General features: G+C 44.3%; 13 protein-coding genes. 3 read left to right on the forward strand and 10 right to left on the reverse strand.

Annotation, left to right across the window (positions count from 1 at the left end; all coding sequences use genetic code 11):
* Positions 1 to 95 precede the first annotated feature (95 nt).
* Positions 96 to 983 (forward strand): hypothetical protein, encoded by an 888-nt coding sequence (locus LZ23_RS19860; RefSeq protein ID WP_045217040.1) that lies wholly within the window; start codon positions 96 to 98, stop codon positions 981 to 983.
* A 220-nt stretch (positions 984 to 1,203) separates the two neighbouring features.
* On the opposite strand, the gene LZ23_RS19865 is transcribed toward LZ23_RS19860, so the two are convergent.
* Together LZ23_RS19865 and LZ23_RS19870 are read right to left on the reverse strand one after the other, a co-directional pair.
* Complete coding sequence (locus LZ23_RS19865) at positions 1,204 to 5,121, reverse strand: leucine-rich repeat domain-containing protein (RefSeq protein ID WP_045217042.1); 3,918 nt, start codon at positions 5,119 to 5,121, stop codon at positions 1,204 to 1,206.
* A gap of 105 nt (positions 5,122 to 5,226) precedes the next feature.
* Positions 5,227 to 6,516, reverse strand: a complete 1,290-nt coding sequence (locus tag LZ23_RS19870; RefSeq protein ID WP_084591153.1) for a TolC family protein — start codon at positions 6,514 to 6,516, stop codon at positions 5,227 to 5,229.
* Between the two features lie 1,129 nt (positions 6,517 to 7,645).
* Here LZ23_RS19870 and LZ23_RS19875 point away from each other — a divergent pair.
* Positions 7,646 to 9,820 carry a CHASE2 domain-containing protein gene (locus LZ23_RS19875; RefSeq protein ID WP_052507551.1) on the forward strand — a complete coding sequence of 725 codons (2,175 nt, stop codon included), beginning with the start codon at positions 7,646 to 7,648 and terminating at the stop codon, positions 9,818 to 9,820.
* Positions 9,821 to 10,419: 599 nt separating this feature from the next.
* Here the strand turns inward: LZ23_RS19875 and LZ23_RS19880 are convergent.
* The 5 genes from LZ23_RS19880 to LZ23_RS19900 form a co-directional block, all read right to left on the reverse strand.
* Positions 10,420 to 10,716 carry a hypothetical protein gene (locus LZ23_RS19880; protein WP_045217047.1) on the reverse strand — a complete coding sequence of 99 codons (297 nt, stop codon included), beginning with the start codon at positions 10,714 to 10,716 and terminating at the stop codon, positions 10,420 to 10,422.
* Between the two features lie 585 nt (positions 10,717 to 11,301).
* Positions 11,302 to 11,613, reverse strand: coding sequence for a polyhydroxyalkanoic acid system family protein (locus tag LZ23_RS19885; RefSeq protein ID WP_045217048.1), 312 nt, complete (start codon positions 11,611 to 11,613; stop codon positions 11,302 to 11,304).
* A gap of 460 nt (positions 11,614 to 12,073) precedes the next feature.
* Complete coding sequence (locus LZ23_RS19890; RefSeq protein WP_045217050.1) at positions 12,074 to 12,487, reverse strand: HMA2 domain-containing protein; 414 nt, start codon at positions 12,485 to 12,487, stop codon at positions 12,074 to 12,076.
* An 899-nt stretch (positions 12,488 to 13,386) separates the two neighbouring features.
* The gene (locus LZ23_RS19895; RefSeq protein WP_052507552.1) at positions 13,387 to 15,438 is read right to left on the reverse strand and encodes a heavy metal translocating P-type ATPase; all 2,052 of its coding nucleotides are present in this window, start codon (positions 15,436 to 15,438) and stop codon (positions 13,387 to 13,389) included.
* A 253-nt stretch (positions 15,439 to 15,691) separates the two neighbouring features.
* Positions 15,692 to 15,955, reverse strand: a complete 264-nt coding sequence (locus tag LZ23_RS19900) for a hypothetical protein (protein ID WP_045217052.1) — start codon at positions 15,953 to 15,955, stop codon at positions 15,692 to 15,694.
* Positions 15,956 to 17,076: 1,121 nt separating this feature from the next.
* Here LZ23_RS19900 and LZ23_RS19905 point away from each other — a divergent pair.
* Positions 17,077 to 17,805, forward strand: coding sequence for a DUF4198 domain-containing protein (locus tag LZ23_RS19905; protein ID WP_084591154.1), 729 nt, complete (start codon positions 17,077 to 17,079; stop codon positions 17,803 to 17,805).
* A 390-nt stretch (positions 17,806 to 18,195) separates the two neighbouring features.
* Here the strand turns inward: LZ23_RS19905 and LZ23_RS24810 are convergent, their stop codons facing one another.
* Genes LZ23_RS24810 through LZ23_RS24820 form a run of 3 tightly spaced genes read right to left on the reverse strand, consistent with a single transcriptional unit; the run spans position 18,196 to position 19,980 of the window.
* Positions 18,196 to 18,861, reverse strand: a complete 666-nt coding sequence (locus LZ23_RS24810) for a nucleoside recognition domain-containing protein (RefSeq protein WP_198146055.1) — start codon at positions 18,859 to 18,861, stop codon at positions 18,196 to 18,198.
* Positions 18,788 to 19,225, reverse strand: coding sequence for a nucleoside recognition domain-containing protein (locus LZ23_RS24815; RefSeq protein WP_198146056.1), 438 nt, complete (start codon positions 19,223 to 19,225; stop codon positions 18,788 to 18,790). Before LZ23_RS24815 ends, LZ23_RS24810 begins: the two co-directional genes overlap by 74 nt.
* Before the next feature lie 11 nt (positions 19,226 to 19,236).
* Entirely contained in the window at positions 19,237 to 19,980 is a 744-nt protein-coding gene (locus tag LZ23_RS24820) for a FeoB small GTPase domain-containing protein (RefSeq protein ID WP_198146057.1), read from the reverse strand.
* Positions 19,981 to 20,179: the final 199 nt, after the last annotated feature.

Below are 20,179 nucleotides of genomic sequence, written 5' to 3' on the forward strand. Positions count from 1 at the left end.
GCCTTCAGCCTGAAAAGTACGGTTATCGCCCTAACTCAACGATCCTTGTTAAAAATTGGGTTGTTGGCATAGCCCGCATTAGAGACATTAACGGCATGCGTATACTATTCACTATACCCCATTTTTTTGACTCAGAAGCAAAAATAGCAAAAGGAGCAAAGCATGGCTCGCAAAAAGAAAAAGCTGAAAAACGTCTTCGCGGGTTAGTCAGGCAAGTTTTATCCCTGCACCAGATATTCGGACATTCTGTTTGCATGCTGCACATAGCCTCCAGGACCGCCATACCAGCAGGCCAGGCCATGCAGTGCAACATCCATGCTGCAATGCTGACAACAGGCAAAAAACATCTTCTACACCGCCTTCCTCTCTGCAAGACATTATATGAGCATATTGAAACAGATGCAGATCCTTTGTTTCTGGGTTACGAATGTCATAGACTGATGCAGGAACGACTTGGACAATATGACTATTATTGCTACTTAGAAGACGATCTCATAATAAATGACCCTCTTTTTTTTGCCAAACTGCACTGGTTCACAAAAAACACTGGCAACATATGCGTGCTTTTGCCACATCGATACGAAAACACAGCCAGAGGGCCTTACTCAAAAGTATATATTGACGGCGATTTGCGACCGGATATTACCAGTGAATATCAAAATGTCAGACAGCAGCCCGCCATCAAGGCAGAGATAATGGGTATGCCCTTAATCTTTTCCAGAACGCTCAACCCTCATTCAGGCTGTTTTTTCCTGAACCAGGCTCAAATGGAACATTTTGCAGCCAGGCCCTGGTTCATGGACAGATCAGCCAGATTCATTGGACCGCTGGAAAGTGCTGCCAGTCTTGGGATAATGCGCACGTTCAAAGTTTACAAGCCTGCCAGGGAATATGCTCAATTTCTGGAAATCATGCATGCAGGCACAGCTTTTGCCGGACTGATAGGTGGAAAAATCAGAATTGCTCAAAAGCAGGATAGCTAAACTCACTTACGTCCTGGCCCCAGAGTGCCTGTCCCCATGCATACCTGCTGCAATTTATCTATAAAATATTAAATATTCAATTCTGCCAAAATCACAGACTTTATCAAGCTTTTTAATGGTTCCTCGCAGGGGCTGCTCCTATTTCCATTGAGGAGATCCATTTCAGGTACTTGGCTCTTGTTGAAATGCTTCAGCTCAGGAACCAGGGACAAAGCAATCATCAGTTGGCAAGCACAATATTTTCTGATCCAAAATCTGCCATATCATCCTCAGCCAATTGCTCAAGTAGAATTTTCATATCAGCCGCTCCTCCCCCATTTACATCAATCAAAAGTACGGCAGCCCCATTATCAATTTCATATCGTGCTTGAGGACCACTGCCATCAAATTCATCAGAACCTCTCCACTCGAAAGAATGAAAGCCTTGAATGTCAAAGTATAGCTTATCGCTTGCAACGTTAAAATCCATAATTGTATCGTATCTTTCTAAATTGGAATCATCTTCACTCAAGTACTTGAAGACATTAATGCCGCCTCTTCCCCACAGTTCGTCTGCGCCTTTTCCGCCAGTAATAGTATCATTACCCCCACCGCCTTCTATGGTGTCATCCTGGTCAGAGCCAACTAGAGAGTCTGATTCAAAGAAACCTCTGATCAACCAACCATTGTCCCCTCCAGCCTGGGAAAGATCAATTACATTTTCAACTCCATAGTGGGCATCTATTGTGGCCGAACCATTATTTATTGAGTCACTTGTGGCTATCCATTGACCGCTTTCATAAACCCAAGCAGTCACTCCAGCACCGCTTTCAACAACCAGGCTGTCCTGTCCATTGCCCAGGTCCTCAATAAGTACCTCCCCTCCAGTGATATGAAAAAGGTCATCACCCTCCCCACCTGTCAGGTGATCATATCCTGCTCCACTTATAATCGTATCATTACCCGAACCGCCTATGATGTCATTTCCAAATACACTGTTATTGCTGTGCACTTCAAATCCCTCAGTTTGCCCGGACAGATCGACTCCTGTTGCCCCATCCTCGCCACCTGAAAGTCGAATAATGTGAATATTTTGCAAACTGTCATCAGTATCAAATACATTCTCATCAAAATCACCTTTCATAAGATGAAGCTCATTTTCGCCATCCCCGCCATCAAGTATATCATTAGTTGCATGGCCAAGTCCATTATGGCCGACATCAGCGGACACGATAGTATCATTGCCAGAACCACCAAAAATTGTGTTTTGACCAGATCCTGTGACAATATTGTCATCACCTTCACCGCCGTAAATATAATGATCATTGGCACTTGTAACTACTGATATGCTGTCATTACCTCCAAAGCCGAAGATGGCGTAATCACTGCCTGTTACAGGTGATAATTCAGGACTGTCGCCATCCCCATTGGGATCCACAAGAATTTCAAAATTGCGTTCAGTAAACCAGGCATAATACCCTGGGTTATCATCATAAGTATGTGTCAATGTTTCCCAGTTCTCAGGCTCAGGCCCTGGTGGGTCTTCTGGATCAGGCCCATCATATATCCAGTCAAGCCAATCTATGACAGAGCCTGTGGCCGGATCTCCGAGCTGTTCAAGACCCACTCCCTGAAGTTCGATCTTCATATCAGCTGATGCATTGCCATTAACGTCTATCTCAAGAATACCTTCAGCAAACCTGGCTTGAGGACTGCCACCCCCTGTAAATGAATCGCTGCCTATGTAGCCGATATCTTGTTGTAATCCCTGAATCTCAAACTTCAGAACATCATCCACGGGATTAAAATCCATTACTTTGCTGAATGATGAATCTGCTGGGGAATCGAGTAAGCTTCTAAATACAAATACATTACTTCCCATCCCTGGATTGCTGGAATCACCACCCCAAAGTTCATCAGCACCTTCTCCTCCTAAGATAGTGTCATTACCTTTCCCACCATAAATAATGTCATCTCCTGATCCGCCGATCAGATAGTCGTTTCCTCCCCCGCCTAACAGATAGTTGGTAGCCGTGCTGTTGGATGCATCTATAGTGTCATCACCACCAAAGGCTAACACAGCTACGCTACTTTCAGAAGAAACAGTAAAAGTGTCAATAAAGTCATCACCGTCACTACCAAAAATCACCTCATCGACCCCGTCAATGAAAAGATCTTTAAGCTCGGTTAATCCTGACAAAGGGGAAATATCACTAATGTTGTTGTTCTCCAAGTTAAGATAGACAAGACTGTTTAGACCTGACAAATGAGATATATTGCTGATTTGATTAGCAGACAAATCAAGTAAATTCAGATTTTCAAGATTAGACAGATAGGATATTTCTCTAATGTCGTTACCTCGTAAGTAAAGACTGTGCAGACTCGCAAGCTGAGCCAATGCAGATATGTCAACGATATTGTTATCGCCCAGTTGAATACTATGCAGATTCTCTAAACTGGATAAAGCTGATATATCGCTAATATTATTGCCCCACAAATTCAGAGTGTGCAGGCTTGCAAGATTTGTCAAAGCAGATATGTTGCTGATATTGTTGAATGATAAGTGAAGTTCTTGCAAGTTAAGAAGATTGCCCAAGGCAGACACATCGCTAATACTGATGTTGCTCCCCAAATGCAGGAAAGTCAGGCTTTCCAACTTGGATAGGTCTGACAAACTGCTGTCACTGATATTATTGTTCCACAAGTGTAGATGTGTCAAACTTTCAAGTTCAGCTAAAGCTGACAAATTACTCACGTTGTTATTATTCAAGTACAGCTGATTCAGGTTCACTGCATATTCCAGGCCAGTCAGATCTGTTATATCTAATTGTGATGCATTCAGAACTAACAATTCCTCCATATCGTCCCTGTTGAGTATATGTTCATGACCTCTGCCTAACTCGACCATTATGGCTTCTTTCAAGTTTGCATCGGAGATGTCTATTTGTTCAGGCTCTGGAGTAGGGGTCGGTGTTGGTTCCGGTTCAGGCGTAGGAGTCGGTGAAGGCGTAGGTGTCGGTGTTGGCTCAGGTGTTGGAGTAGGTGTTGGTGTTGGTTCGGGAGTAGGAGTTGGTGTTGGCTCTGGTGTCGGTTCTGGTGTAGGAGTTGGAGTAGGCTCAGGCGTAGGTGTAGGAGTCGGTTCAGGCGTAGGTGTTGGTGAAGGCGTAGGTGTCGGTGTTGGCTCAGGTGTTGGAGTAGGTGTTGGCTGCGGCTCAGGAGTAGGCCCAAGTGTAGGCTGAGGTGTAGGTGCAGGGGTTGGAGTTGGCGTAGAAACAGGTGCAGGTTGAATTATTTCAGACATTTCCTTGGTTGTAATCTTATGTGCCCTGGTCTGGGCGAGGTCTACAGGTGCCGGTTCACCAACCATATCTTCTTCTGGTTGATCCTGCAGCTGATTTGGTGCCTGAATTTGAGGTTGAGGCGTTGGGTCTGGAATATCCTGATGGGGATCTTCAGGCACTTCCCGAGAGTCATCTGGAGCAGCTGCAGTATCTTGTGAGAAAATATCCGGTGTATCATCAAAACCCGAGATATCCTGAGAATCGAAATAACCGCCAGGGCCTGTTTCAGCCAGAGCATTAGGTGCAAAAGAATGAAAGAAATGCAGTTCCTGTGGAGTTATGGGGCGCATAAAACCCATGGGCTGGTCTCTAAAAACGTCCATCATATTCATGGGTGAAGTAATAATTCTGATCTCGCCAAAAGTGTCTTGAATAATAACACTGAAGCCCTCCGAAATAATTTCAGCTCCATGAGATTCCTGATCTACCATCACTCTGTGTACTGTAACAGTACCCCTGATACCTATCAGGGAAAGCGGGGATTCAAGATTGACTCTTTCCGGGTTCTCCTCGGCAATCCTGCCGGATACATGACGAAATGCACCCTGCATGAGATTAAATGACAGACCCGAGTTGTCCATATCCTGAGGGTCAAATATATATTCATCCAGGCTGAGTGCTGAATCTGGTCCTTGAGACAAAATGGTATTATCAAGAAAACGGATCTCTACGCTGGAATCCGGACCAGTTATGATTCTTTCACCTTCATAAACCGGATCATTAATTTCCAGAGGACGCAAAGCATTGTCCTGCTCTGCCCTTACATCTCCGCTGGATCCAATAACTCTGCCGATTTCCTGTCCTGGGCTGGAAGACATATCATTTCTCCTGCAAAAATTGTAATAGTTCAGCACTTTTTAAGAAGAAACAGGTGACAGGCAGTCTCCATGCCACATGCAAAGTACATGACTATTACCAAAATTTTATCTCAAAACGTCAAGCTCCAATGTACCCATTGTATAGAGCATTGAATACATGGCCAGATCCTGATCTATTTCAGCGGAAATGGAGTTACTCAGGGCTGCAAGGTAAGTGACCTCACCGTTGAGGACATCAAGCAGCGACCTGGTGCCAAGCATTCTTTCACGCATGGCAAGCTCCAGAAATTCTTCAAGAATCTCGGCCTGATCTTTAAGAAAACGCGCTGTCTCTCTTGAGGTGATCAGGTTCTGCCAGGCGGTAACCACTCTTTCCTGAACAAGATATTCCTGATCGTCTCGCACCCTTTCCATTTCCTGACGGTTATGTATGGCCTGCATAACAGCTGCTCGCTCCTTGCCACCACTGAATATGTCCCAGGTCACCTCCACCATGCCAAGGGCCTCATTTCTGGTACCACTGATGCCGGAATCATTTTGCTTTCGCTTAAGCTCTCCAATTAAATGCACTTCTGGCAGATACCTTGCTTGTCTGAATCGTATTTCATGATCAGCAATATCAATATTATGCTCTGCCAGATGCATATCAAGGCTTTTTTCAGAAGCTGCCTGAAGAGCCTCATGGATAGTTGCCGGCAGATAATCAAGAGGTCTGGCTGGACGGTACATTCTACCTACTTGCTCATCGGTGAGATCTAAACCAAAGACTGCCTTAAAGCGACTCCTGGCGTTTATTAGTTGTCCTTCAGCCCTGACTCGTGTGGCCCTGGCTGCTGCAAGCTGAGATTTGGCCTGCAGAACATCAGAAGCAAGACCAGCTCCTCTCGTTACCAGGGTTTCTTCAACTCCTGTTAAATCAACTATTCTCTTCTCTGATTGCCTGGCAAGCTCAAGCCTGCGCGCAAACCTGTAAACATCAAGATAAGCGCTGATACCCTGAAGCATTACATCCTGACGGGTAGCTAAGAGCTCTACTTCAGAGCGATTCAGCACAGCCAGAGACCGATCAATGCCGGCTCCGGAGCGACCAAAATCATAAATTAGCTGAGAAGCCCTGAGTGTCTGGTGATTTCTTGTTTTACTTGACGCAGACCTGCTGCTCGCTGGATCAATGTGCTCCTGACCAATATTGGCTGATGCGGAAACGTGTGGATACCACTCACCTCTTGTCTGTCTTACTCCCTGAATAGCGGACTGCCTGCCTGCTTCAGCGGCTTGTATAAGGTTATGCTCCTCAACAGCATTTTCAAGCAGTTGATAAAGAGACATGGAGTGCGCTTTTGGAATCAACAAACAGGAAAAGACAAAAAAAACCAGCACGGATATCCTGATCATAAAACACCTCAATGAAAAAAATGATGTTTAAAATACAAATTTTAGAAGCGCCTCATCCGGGCGGCCCGGGACCGAACCTGCGAGTAACTGTCTTTAAAGTGGAGCCTGCATCCTGCAGGCTATTAAATTCCTGGCGGCTGGAAGCCGCCTCCACCTTGAAGAACTGTCACATATTTGTTCCCCTGGGGCGGCCCGGGACCGAACCTGCGAGTAACTGTCTTTAAAGTGGAGCCTGCATCCTGCAGGCTATTAAATTCCTGGCGGCTGGAAGCCGCCTCCACATTGAAGAACAGACCCGTACTTGCCCCTTGTTCCCAGGCTCCAGCCTGGGAACAAGAAAAAATCTGGATTCCGGCTTTCGCCGGAATGACGATAAAGAGTAATAGTTTGCTTTAACCGTCACCCCGGACTTGATCCGGGGTCCAGTTTTTTTTGAAGTTACTTGTAAGCTCCTAACCCGGGCGCGCCCGGGACCGAACCTGCGAGTAACTAAAGATTAGCCTTAGCGCGTTAGAGATTGCCGCCCTCGAAGACTCGCTCGCAATGACACCTGAGCTGTCAGGGATGTAGTTGCTGAAAACCTGTCACCCACGAGGGAGCCTAAGCGACCGAAGCAATCTGCATGGCAAAACCATAATACACTGATTTTATTACATATACGATTGCAGTTAATTATCAAGTAAAGCACATAATGGTCATCTGCATGAATATAGCTGAGTATGATCAAAGTCGTAAAACCCCGGCAGTATGACCTGAAAAACACATCTTCTTTATATAAAATTTGGACATAAATTCACTATTATGTCAACAGCAAAATCGCACTAAAATGACAGTTCTCTGCAATTATCAAAATTTTGACATGCACATTGCCTTTGGAGTCAAGCTGAAATACATTCAGTTAAAACCTGCTCGACCTCTATTGACCTTAAGGCTGATTCCAAATATTGATTAACAAAAATCAGAAAATTGAAAAACTTAGACGTCATGTAACATTATTTTTAGTGATCTCGCCAGCAAAAAAAATCCAGTTACTTCAAGCCATTTTTTTGCGGCTGAGATAAAGGTCAGTATCGTCATGCAATTTCTGCGCAAATTATTTGGACTTAGGGCCTTAAAGAGCTTGCCACTTATGACTGGCAGCATTTTTACTGCTTTCATGGCAGGCTTGTTCATTTTTCAGCCTCAGTTTTTGCGGGTTATTGAACTAAACGTTTTTGACGCTGTGTTTCGTTTATCTTATGATGGTAAAGTAAACGAATCAGTTATTATTGTTGATCTTGATGAAGCAAGTCTCTCTGAATTCGGTCAATGGCCGTGGCCCAGATACAGAGTAGCTCTCATGCTTGAAAAGATCCGCAGGGACGGAGCCGCCTCCATAGCCTTGGATATGGTTTTTGCTGAACTGGATCGGACCTCCCCGTATATCATTCAGCAACAGCTGGAGGATGAACTTGGCGTAAGCATGAGTTTTTCCAATTTACCCCAGGGGCTTGAAGATAATGATCAGATTCTGGCCAATATCTTAGAGGGAGGTCCATTTACCCTGGGTTTTTATTTCGATCTTGTGCGAGATCATGTCCTTCAGCCGGTCAGCAACAACCGGGCACATATTCATCCTTTGCGCATAGCCACTGTCAGTGAACCGGGAGCTCCTCCTTTAAGCGATTCTTTGTTTCATGCTGCAGGCATTACAGGCAACATAGATATTCTGTCCAAAGCAGTAGATAGTTCAGGTTTTATGAATGTCGCTGCTGATCCCGACGGCATTATCCGGCGTGTTCCGCTTCTAATGTCCTACGATGACAACTATTATCCCAGCCTTGCCCTGGCAGCCTTACTTAATGCATTGGGCCTGAACCAGGCAGCGGTTCGATCCTCTGCAGGAGGTGTAGAATCAATTCGCATTGGTGCTCAAACTATTCCGCTGGATTCAAGAGGACAACTTCTTTTGAACTATCGCGGACCAGGCAAATCTTTTCCCTATGTTTCAGCATCTGACATCCTCAGTGACAGAACCAGCCAGGGACTTTTTCAGGATAAAATTGTCTTTATTGGCACTTCTGCTGCCGGACTTAAGGACATACGGTCTACGCCACTGGACAATGTCTTTCCAGGAGTTGAGGCCCATGCCACTGTAGTTGACAATATTCTTACCGGCGATTTTCTGCACAGGCCTGACTGGGCACTGGGCACTGAACTGATTCTTATCCTTGCGGCAGGAATAGCTTCAACCATCATCATAATCTGGTTGTCCGGACTGTGGCTTGTTTTGCCCTTAATGCTATGTGCAGCCGGGTTATGGTTTGGCACAATGTATCTATTTCAGTCCCAGGGCATTTATTTTTCACCTTTTATGCCCTTATTGACGCTTGCCGGAAACTTCAGTCTGCTGACATTCCAAAACTTCTGGATTGAAGAAAAGGAAAAGAGAAAGCTGCAAAACACATTTGAACACTATTTAAGCCCTGATGTAGTAAAACGGGTGGTCAAAAATCCATCTCTGCTGAAACTTGGCGGCGATAAAAAAAACCTGTCTATTCTTTTTACCGATATCAGAAGTTTTACCAATATTTCAGAAGCCATGGAGCCAGAGGAACTTGTCAACTTCATGAATGACTATCTTACTGCCATGACTGAGGTAATTTTAAAGAACAAGGGAACACTGGATAAGTATATGGGTGATGCAATCATGGCTTTCTTTGGAGCCCCGGAGGACATGCCCGACCATGCCCGAGTTGCCCAGAAAACCGCTATTGAAATGCTTGACAGGCTGCATGAGTGCCAGGAAAAGTGGTGCATACCAGGACAATCCAGCATAGAGATCGGCGTAGGCATTAGCAGCGGTGAAGTCATTGTAGGCAATATGGGCTCAGCTAAAAGATTTGACTATACAGTTATGGGAGATCAGGTCAACCTGGCCTCAAGATTGGAAGGCCTGACCAAAATGTATGGAGTCAAAATACTGGTCAGTGAATTTACCAGAAATCAGGCGCGAGATGATTTTGCCTATCGAGAATTAGACCTGGTCAGGGTCAAGGGAAAACAAAAGCCTGTCGCAGTGTTTGAGCCTTTTAGAAATTATCATTTTACCCAGGAAGAACTTGCCTTTATCGCGCCTTTTGAACAAGGTCTGGCTGCTTACCGCTCCCAGAAATGGGAACAGGCAATTTCAGAGTTTCAAAAAGCTTTGACCCTTAAACCTCAGGATTATCCCTGTCTTAAGTACATTGATCGATGCAGACAAATGGCAAAGTCTCCACCTGGCCCTGACTGGGATGGAGTATGGGTCATGCAGACCAAGTAATCGGGATCGGTATGTGTGTTGGGCTAGTATATCCATGCAGGCCATAAGCCATTTAAGTTTACTAAACCGGCCACGGGCATTTTTCTCAATTGTTTGTCATTTAGTAAATTACCGCTTCAATCCTGTAGAAAAAAACAGTGAAGTTTTTTTAACCTTGAAGGAACAAAAATGCCCATGAACCTTATTCTTAAGCCTTCAGACTTCAGTCTGAAAAATACGGTTATCGCCCCAACTTAACGATCCTTGTTTAAATTGGGTTGTGGGAACAGCCCGCATTGGTGCTGACAAATGAAAACCGGTCCGAAACAGCTTAAATAGTTAAGTGATTCGGACCGGTTTTTTTTGTTTGCCCCCATACTTGAACTGACAGTTGCCCACACATGACCCCACTACGAGTGGGGTATGGCCAATTTGAAATAAATCGAGCACATTTTCAACAAGCGTAATACTTTTGATATTTTTTATTTTATTCTTATCACTTATTTAGCATAAGATTATAGTACTTATAGCACTAAATAAGAATTTTAACCGCTCTTCGCGGTTAAAATAAATTTTGGGGTCAAGTGTGGGCAACTGTCAGATACTTGAAGGGTACAGTTTCAGTTTGGAACTTCAAGGGATCTGCTCACTCCTTCGTCAACTTCCTTTTCCTTCTCGTCAGCGTTCCTGCTTGCCACCCAGATCGTCAGGCCTATGGAGAAAATGATAAGAAATGTCACGATTATAGTTAGAGGATCAGTAAGTTTTGGCGCTCCCATCATCTGACCATGCATGTCATAGTAGTGCCAGGCAATTTCAGTGGCCTTCACACTTCCAAGGCTGGCAACCAGAAGATAAGCAGCAGTTGCAACAAATACAAAAAATGCCCTGTAAGCTTTGTTCAGAAAGTTTGACATATCCAACCTCCTTTACTGTATAAAGGTTAATATCCCTATCAATTGCAGCTTAGATGCATTTAAGTTTTGGTTAGAATCAGATTGGCCAATACTTTACGTAACAAATAGCATAGAATCGATGTGCGATTCAGTAAAAGAGGCGAATAATTCGAATTTAATAAGTAGAATCAGTTTAGCGTTGAATACTCGTAGCAAGCAGTGTCAGGTTTGAGAAAGGAGTGGCAGTTTGAATTTCTGGTTGATTAGAAGCTTTGAAACTGACAATTGGCAGGGCGTTAACACTGATATTAATGTTTATATGTTAACGATGAGATTTTCAGAATGTTATAAGCTCTACCCTTGTGAAAAATTGAACTTAATAGAACTATAATGCATATTTTACGACTGTCAAGACCATATTTAAAACTTTTTTAGAAATGCATCAGTTACGGCCTTTCTATAAGCCGGAGCCTGTGAGTAACTGTCCTGGTAAGCGGAGCCTGCATCCTGCAGGCTATTAAAGTCCAGGCGGCTGGGAACCGCCGCCACCTTGAATAACAGTCCCAGCGCGGATTTCAACGTCTAAGCTGTTACAAAAACCAACTCTTATGTGTCACCATTAAGCAGACTGTAAAGTATCTCGTGTACCTCTTGTTTGATTTTGTTTTTGTAAATTGAGGCAGTCCAGGGATATTTTACATTAAGTTCAACCCAGCCACTATATATGAACAATCTGCCGTGCAGAGTGTAGCCGCCTATATTAAGAGTGACATCCGGGTTCTCAGAATCAAGGTTATTATGTAAAGTAATAACTTGTGTACCATGTTCCTTGAGCAAATCATCTGCAAGGTATTGAATTCTCTTTAATACTGTATCCGGATTGAGTGGTGTTTTAACAACTATGGAAGCGTGTGGCATCAAAAATATTCGTGATTAAATGTTGGAATGGCTGAATTTCTTGGTTCATCCGTCTAAAGCTTGCATTGCCGGGAAAAGGCTTAAATCCATTTTGAATATATGTTTGGACCAAGACATAAGAATATGTTGTTTCTCGCCCACTCGAAGGCTCGCCTAATTAAATACGGCGTAGCCGTAAACGCAGTTTTATTCATCCGGGCGAGCTTGAGTCGCATAGGGGGCTGAAAAGATATTTTTCTGGGTGTATCTGTTTAGCGCTTTTAAGGAAAGCAGGGGACAGGCACTCCGGGACCCACTTAAACATCATTTTGTGCTTCAAATATCTCATTTTTGGGGACAAGTGGGTCCCGAAAGAGCCAGTCCCCCTCCGGGCTGTATGCCTCAGGGCAGGAAGCCATGCCACATGTAAAGCGCTAAACAGATACTTCTGGGTTAAGGGCACAACCCGCATCAGATAATTTTACTTGAGAACTCTCTTGCTATGTACATTGAGGTGCAGGCCCAAAAAACCCAGGAAGCCTATACCAAACATAATATGAGCATCTTCCTCATCCAGAACAGCCATAATTAGAGCTGCCCCAAGGCAGGCCAGCATTCCTCTCTTGGAGACTCGTCCCTTGTTCCAGGAGGCTGTTCTCGGTTTTTCTGACCTTTTCTGATCAGGAAGAAACTCTGCCAGCTTGCTGCTTATTACTGCCTGATCAATGACACGAGGGTCGTATTCAATCAGGGCACTGCAGGTTCTTGTATTCAACGATAAATTTTGTATGCCCTCCAGTTCAGACAGTGTGGACTGAACAGCATTGGCGCTCTGATTAAATTGCAGAGCATCATGTCTTACTCTAAGTCTACCGGGAATTGCACTTACCAGCATATCATCACTCCTTCGGGCGCTTGAACGTTAACTGTCCTGCGATACTATAAACATTAACTAACTCATTAAACTTCGAATCAGGAACTTTTGCAGTATGAAAAGATTAATCAGCAGCATTTATTTACAGACCAGTCATTTTTTTGTAATCAATAGTAGTGTCTGTTCACCACATTATTCTACTTTCAGATAATACATCGCGTGGACTGTCCCAATTTATGTCAATTATTTCAGAAGGTTGATGTCACACAACCTTGTCGTATCTGGAGCACAGCACGGTGTACTCACTTCCTTAATTCAGCAGGGGTTGGGGGTGGTTTGATCTAAATGATCACTTCCTTATTACTATTATTCCCAGACTCCAGCTTAGGAACAAGGGGTATAAGTTACTCACAGGTTCTGTCCCTGCCCTTGAAAATACTACGAGGTCTACACCTTAACTTGACCCATTTTTTGTCCAACCAATGGGGGAAGCCTCAAAGCGCTTGCAATCAGGAACTTTGAACTCTCAAAAAAACTGATACAAAATCAGATTCATTCTGATTCTTCATGAAAGCAGGAGTTACAAGTTATCAGTTAAATGTTAATAATAGGAGCAATACGCGTTTCTTACTGTGTTATTCCGGGACATTCCCTATTTTTTGCAACTTACCGTTTCAGTCCTGTAAAAAATAACAAGAAAATTTTACCCTTGAAAGAGCAATAATGCTTAGAAACCCTATTCTTCAGCCTTGAGTCTTCATTCATCAGCCATCAGTCTCCTACCTTCAGCCTTCAGCCTTCAGACTACAGCTCTCAGCCTTCAGCCATCAGTCTGAAAAGTACGGTTATCGCCCCAAATTAACGATCATTGTTTTAAATTGGGTTGTGGGTACAGCCCGCATTAGCAGCAGATACTTTGTTTATTCCGGATCCAAGGGGCGCAGGCTGTTGAGACTTACCAGCAAGGTTGTCATATTATGCAGGGTCGCTGAGAGCATTGGCGAAATCCTGCCTGCAAGACCCAGTAATATAAGCGCTGAGTTCACCCCTACAATAATAGAGTAGTTTTGCTTGATTCTAAACATGGAACCCGAAGCAATTCTCCTGGCAGTGAATATTCCATCAAGATTTGAATTGGTCAGGAGTATATCGCACATCTCTTTTGTCAGATCAGCTCCGTGCTTCATTGAAATGCCCACATCCGCCGCTGACAGGGCCGGGGTATCGTTCATCCCGTCACCAATCATGGCTGTCACAGCCCCCTGCTTCTTTAAATTTCTGACATAAACAGCCTTGTCTTCCGGCGAAAGTTCTGCCTTGTAATGGATCAAACCCAGCTTTTCACAAACCTGACGCGCTGTTTGAGAGCCATCACCTGTCAGAAGATGAATCTCCTTTGGGTTAGAGGCCCGTAAACGTCTGATAAAGTCTGCTGCATCTTCCCGCAAAGGATCTTCAATCAGAATCAAACCTGCCAGTTGCTTGCCTTTTGACACATAAAGTATTGAAAGGCCTTTTGCAAGATGAGTAGATATCTGTTGACTATATGGAACAAGATCAATCTGTCCGTGCTGTTCGATAAAGTGCCTGCTGCCCACCATGACTTCCTGACCGTCTAAGGTTGAAAGAATGCCGTGAGCAAGAATATTTTTGACCTGTGAATGACGTTCTTTATGGATGATCCCTTCATCGTCCGCCATCTTGACCACGGCCGAGGCAACAGGATGCGGGAAATGCTCTTCAAGGCAGGCCGCCATCCTGAGGACCTCATGTCTTTCAAAACCATTAAAAGCGATTACTTCCTTACCTTCAGGTCTGGCCTGGGTCAAAGTCCCTGTCTTGTCAAAAACATAAGTATCCACCTTGTCCATGGTTTCAAGAAACTTTCCTCCCTTAATGGCCACCCCTTTGCAAGTTGCTTCGCGCATTGCTGAAAGCGTGGTCAGGGGCGTTGACAGCTTAATGGCGCAGGAATAGTCAACCAGCAGAACAGACAGGGCCCGGTTTAAATTTTTACTGAAAAGATAGGTAAACAAACTTAGCATGAGAGTCATCGGAACAATCCTGTCCGCTACATACTCAGCTCTGGCCTGCAGCCCTGACTTGAGTTTTTCCGACTCCTCAATAATCTTCATAAGCTGGTAGACCCGGGTTTCATCTTCTTTCCTGGTTACTCTGATATGAACCTCACCCTCTTCCACTACAGTGCCTGCAAACACACTGCCTCCAATTTCCTTGGGTACTGCCAGTGGTTCTCCAGTCATGGTGGACTGATTCACCATGGCGACTCCCTTAGTGACAACACCATCAACCGGTATTTGAAGTCCGCTGCGGGCTACTACAATCTCCCCTGGCTGGATATCCTTAACATGCTTCTCAATCTCTGTGCCATTTTGAGAGATCCAGACCTTGTCGTTGGAGTACATAAGAGCGTTGGCCAGATTCTCCACAGATCGTTTGCGAGTCCATTTTTCTAAGTATTCTCCCAGGTTAAGCAGGGTTGTAATTATCATAACTGAACGAAACTCTCCCTTAACCAATGAAATGCCAATGGCTAAGGAGTCAAGAAGGTTCAGGTCAGCCCGGCCTTGCATGAACGACCTGAACCCCTTGACAAGAAATGGCCAGGCCCGTCTCAAAGACATGAGAAACCGGACCCAGACGGGTAGGAAACGTCGTAGCAGAAAAAAGGGCAGGAAAAGGGGATTGCGTCTAACAACAGGCAAAGGGATTCCTCCTGCCTGAGTAGTGCATGAAGGACTGTCGAACTCTCGGGCAATGCCCCAAACATCTTCATTTTCCGACGTATATGAATAGACCAGCAAACTGCGGGTTCTGGCAGAGTAGTCCACCTTAATGACGTCCGGCTCATCTTGGATTGCTGCAGCAAGCAAGTGGATGTCAATTCCGGGATCAACTCTATATCTGATCCTGCCAGGCAGTTCGTGCACTATTCTTATTGTTGAGTTCAATTTTTAAGCTCCGTTTGCATTTCTGAAGACCTCTCCGCGACATAATCCGGACAAAGCCTTTACGTAAAAATTTGAAGATACTTCTTCACACTCTTAGACACCTGGCCTGATGAACTGAAAATGCAAGCATAAGGTCCATTATAAAGTCACGACACCCTATTAACAAGCAACAATATAAATGGCCGAAACGCAATCGCCCATTACTATTTAATCAGACCAGCACCTTTCTGCTGCTGTTTTTTTAAGTTTAAACTTATTGCTGTGTTTCCTTTCCAGCTTCAGCAATGCCAATTTTCCCGTCCTTTTCCTGCCTGGCCTCAGCAACCATGTCCTCTACATTCTCTTTTGCCTTCTCTACAGATGTCATGATCCTTTCTTTCAGATCAAGTCCCTGGGAAATGGCACCTACCGCAAGTCCCCTTGCTTTACTTTGCGGGTTTTCAATAATTCGGGTACCAAGATATCCTGCCACCAGCCCTGCGCTAAACAAAATTAATCCTTTTCCAAAGTCACTCATACTTCCTCCTTTTGTTTGCATGTAACGATAATTAATATCACTACCTTTCAAGCATTCTGAAGTCAAGTATTTTTTTAAAACGTTTTATCCTGTGCGCCTGAGACCAAACCAGAAAACTGCATTGAGTGACGCTCCTGCTCTGGAAATTAGTAACATACAGTTTGAATCCTTTAGTAACTTACCGTTAAAATGATGTAGAAAATACAAGAAAGTTTTTTAACCTTGAAAAAGCAATAATGCCCAGGAATCTTATTCTTTAGCTTTAAGCCTTCACCCTTCAGTCTTCAGTCTGAAAAGTACGGTTATCGCCACAACTTAACGATCCTTGTTTAAATTGGGTTGTGGGCACAGCCCGAATTAGATCATTCCCAACGAGAAACAATAATAAAGATTGAGATCACATTGAGTCATGGCAGAAACTGGCTGTAGTGGAAAAATACAGGTTCATCCGCCCCGGGCGAGGAGCATGTAGTGCATATAGACCGGCTCGGTGGATGTGAATATAAGATTATTCTAGCCTGCCCTCCTCTCTGTGGGTCCTGCCTGCCCTGTGAAATAGACGCAGTCTCAGCTTAACGGTTTTCACCTGGGCGGTTCTATGCCTACTTAGGCCGGGGGTGAAATATTCTTTTTGTAAGCTCCTCATCCGGGCGGTCCGGGACCGAACTTGGGAGTCACTAAAAAACAGCCTTAACGCGTTTGGGATTGGCGCGCTCGAAGACTCGCTCGCAATGACACCTGAGCTGTCAGGGATGTAGTTGCTTAAAACCTGTCACCCACGAGGGAGCCTAAGCGAACAAAGCAATCTGTATGGTAAAGCCATAGTAATCTGAATTTATTAGCAAAACGATTGTAGTTACCTGTAAGAAGCAAACACGCTTTAACCCGAAGAACCAAAATTTTGTACCAATAAGTTTACCTCATGGATTCGTCCCGTCAATCCGTGAGCTTGAACTGCTACTCGTCAGACCTGTTTATTAGAAAAAAACTTAAACAAAAATATTGACAACGTTTATCACTTTCATTACTAAGCGTTCACAGCAATTAACTTATGCGCTTACCGTGAACGGAAATTTACCATTTTTTAATTTTAACCACTAACTAAACCCAAGGAGAAGATCATGACTTATTGGTTCAAAACACTATGCGCTTCGGTATTAATTATGCTTGCGACAGCTACGTTAGCAATGGCTCACTGCATTTGGACTGAGGTTCCCTTTCAGGTAAATGCCGGCCAAAATTTTAAATTAAAAGCTTTCTTTGCTCATGCAGACGATCCATTAGATGAAAGAGAGCTGACCAATCTGAATCTGTTCATATTTACGCCAGGAGGTGATACTAAGCAGGTAGACCTCACAGAACTTGATAATCATTACGAGGCATCTGTAACATTGGCCAATAGCGGGCAGCACATTTTCGTTCTTGAACGTGACCCTAATAGATACAGACTTACTGAAATCAGAGATTTTAGCAAAAGCGTTGTCTGGGCAAGTCAGGCTGGCTCACTGGTCCATGATCCAGTTGATATCCCATTAGAAATAGTTCCAGTAGAAATTACAGATTTACCAAATGGACACAAACAGTTGACAGTCCAGGTATTATACGATGGTCAGCCAGTATCTGGAGGGGAGATTGAAGTTTTTGAGTCCCTGGAGCCAACCTCAATACTTTATGATGAAATTGCGGAGTATGATGTACCTGCAGACGGCAAAGTTACCTTCACAATTAATCCTGAGTTAAGATATGTTCTTGAAACTGATCACAGAGTACCAGCCAGGGAAGTAGCCGGCACCGGCATTGCCATAACAGAAGTCAGGTTCAGGTCAACATTGTACATAGGTTCCATGTAGATTTATTTGCCAATTACCAACGTTGACTTTGACGACCCAGGCAAAACCACTGCTTACCTTCAAAATTAAGGGCGAACCTCGTGTTCGCCCTTTTCACGATAATGGGGACGAATAGATTCCCCTCTTCTGCCTTGCATGGCTGAGGAGCTGCATGACTCTTAATTGAGAGCATTACGTATTACTGAAAACATAAATAATCAGCTGTTTGTCATAGTAACTGCACATTGCAGGTCTGACCTGATTATTAGAAAAGTGACTGTCCTTCGATGTGAAGGAGGCTTACTTCCGCATTTTTAAAAGCCTGCATAATTCAGACTCAACTTATCAAGACAGTTACCCACGGGTTCGGTTTCGGTTTAAACCATGCAAAATGCTGATAAATGCTCACTTCTATAGCTCATTAAAATTAAACATAAACTCCAGAAACTCCATCCTAGCAAATATGCCTCCTGCAAGAAAAGCTGTAGTGCTTGTCAGAATCAGCATGAATAAGGCGGTTTTGACATTGAATTCCCTGGCCAGAGTAGCAATTATAGCAATGCAGGGCACGTAGAATAAACCCACTACTGCGCCCACAAAAAGCTGAAGTGTAGTCGGTTTCATCTCTAACAACGGCAGGACTGCCAGTTCCCTGCGCATTATACCCAGGATCAGGGGGATGGATGCTTCCTCGGGCATTCTGAGCCAGTGAACCACGAGGGGGCTGAGCAGACTCCCCACAGAGGCCATGATTCCTGTTTCGTAAAGTAGAGCCGCAATGGCCACAGCAATGATCATGGGCAGAGCACCGTTCATAACATAGTGTTTTAACTTGACCCAGATTTTTTTCATCAGAACTTGTCTTCTTGGAAGCAGGAGTTCCGGAATTTCAATGATAGTCAAAGGTCTTGGCCCTTTAAATAATCTATCCATAATTAAGCCCGAAACAAGCAATGCTGCAAATGAGAGCATAAAAACTGCAGGAACTACTGATACTGAACGTTCAGAAAGCATGGCGATAAAGGCACCTGTCTGAGATATGCATGGAACAGCCATGCAGATCATGGTGGCGATCATAATCCTTTCCTGTCGAGATGGCTCTTGTGGCCAGAATCCCTGGAATGCCGCATCCGTAGCCCAGCAGTAGAGGAATAATGCTTGATCCCTGCAGTCCTATTCTATTCAGAATACCGTCCAGAAGAACCCCCAGCCTGGGCAGATATCCACTGTCTTCCAGCACAGCCATTACCCCGTAAAATGAAAGCACATATGGCATGACCAGGGTGAATGGCCACTCAATGCCCTTGACTAGAAAACCGTATTCGCCAATCATGATGTTTCTGATGACTCCTTGTGGGACAAGGGCCTCAACTATCATAACGATTTGCGGGATGATAAGCCCTCTGAACAGCGGTAAAAGAATAAGCTGGTGAAGTTGCATGCCGACGCCCACTATGAGTGCAAAAGAGATAAGTAAAACGAGAAAGGCCAAGGGCGGCCAGGCCAGGGACTGACAAGTTTATTACCCCAGACACTTCTATTGGAAAGTTTTTTCAGCTTTCCCTGAACGCAGATTTTTCCGCGTAGTTTCTCAGCAACCTTCCAAAGGCATGAACAATTGATATCCCAGTTTACCTCCGGCTCAACAGGGTTTAGAACAATATTTTCCAGAGCAGATTCCAACTGATCAAATCCCTGGTTTTCAACTGCAACCATTGGAATAACCTGAATATTGAGATCCTTGCTTAATTTTACATGGTCAATGCTCAGGTTTTTATCCCTGGCAAGATCCATCCTGTTCAAAACCGCTATGGTGGGGATTTTGAACTCCATAATCTGCAACAATAGATAAAGGCTGTTTTCAATATTGTTAGCATCCAGCACGCAGACAACAGAGCCAGGTCTTGGTGAGAGGGCACTGGAATAGTCCCCGGTATCATTACTGCAGTGCATGAAAGACGGCTGATAACCTGCCCTGTGCAGCCCCTTGAGCATATCTACTGCTACCTGCTCCGCCTGGTTGGTAGCATTCAGGGTATAGGTTCCGGGCACATCTACAAGAAGCATTTTTTTGCCGGCAATGGAAATTTTTCCTGCCAGGTAATCTATTGTAGTCCCTGAATAGTTGGCGCAATTGACATTCATTCCTGTCAGATAGTTAAAGATTACCCTTTTTCCAACATTGGGAGGTCCCATGAGCAGCACATGGTTATGCTTATTTCTACAGGATTGAAACGGTAAGTCACTAATGCGCACTTTGCCGGAAAATGCTTAAATCTAAGCTGAATATATGTTTAGGCCAGGACATAAGAGATTATTGTCACTTGCCAGTTCGAAAACTCGCCCAAGTAAGTACTGAGTAGCCGTAGACCTTCGGTCAATTTCACCGGGCAAG

Source organism: Desulfonatronovibrio magnus (genome assembly GCF_000934755.1).
GTDB classification, from domain to species: domain Bacteria; phylum Desulfobacterota; class Desulfovibrionia; order Desulfovibrionales; family Desulfonatronovibrionaceae; genus Desulfonatronovibrio; species Desulfonatronovibrio magnus.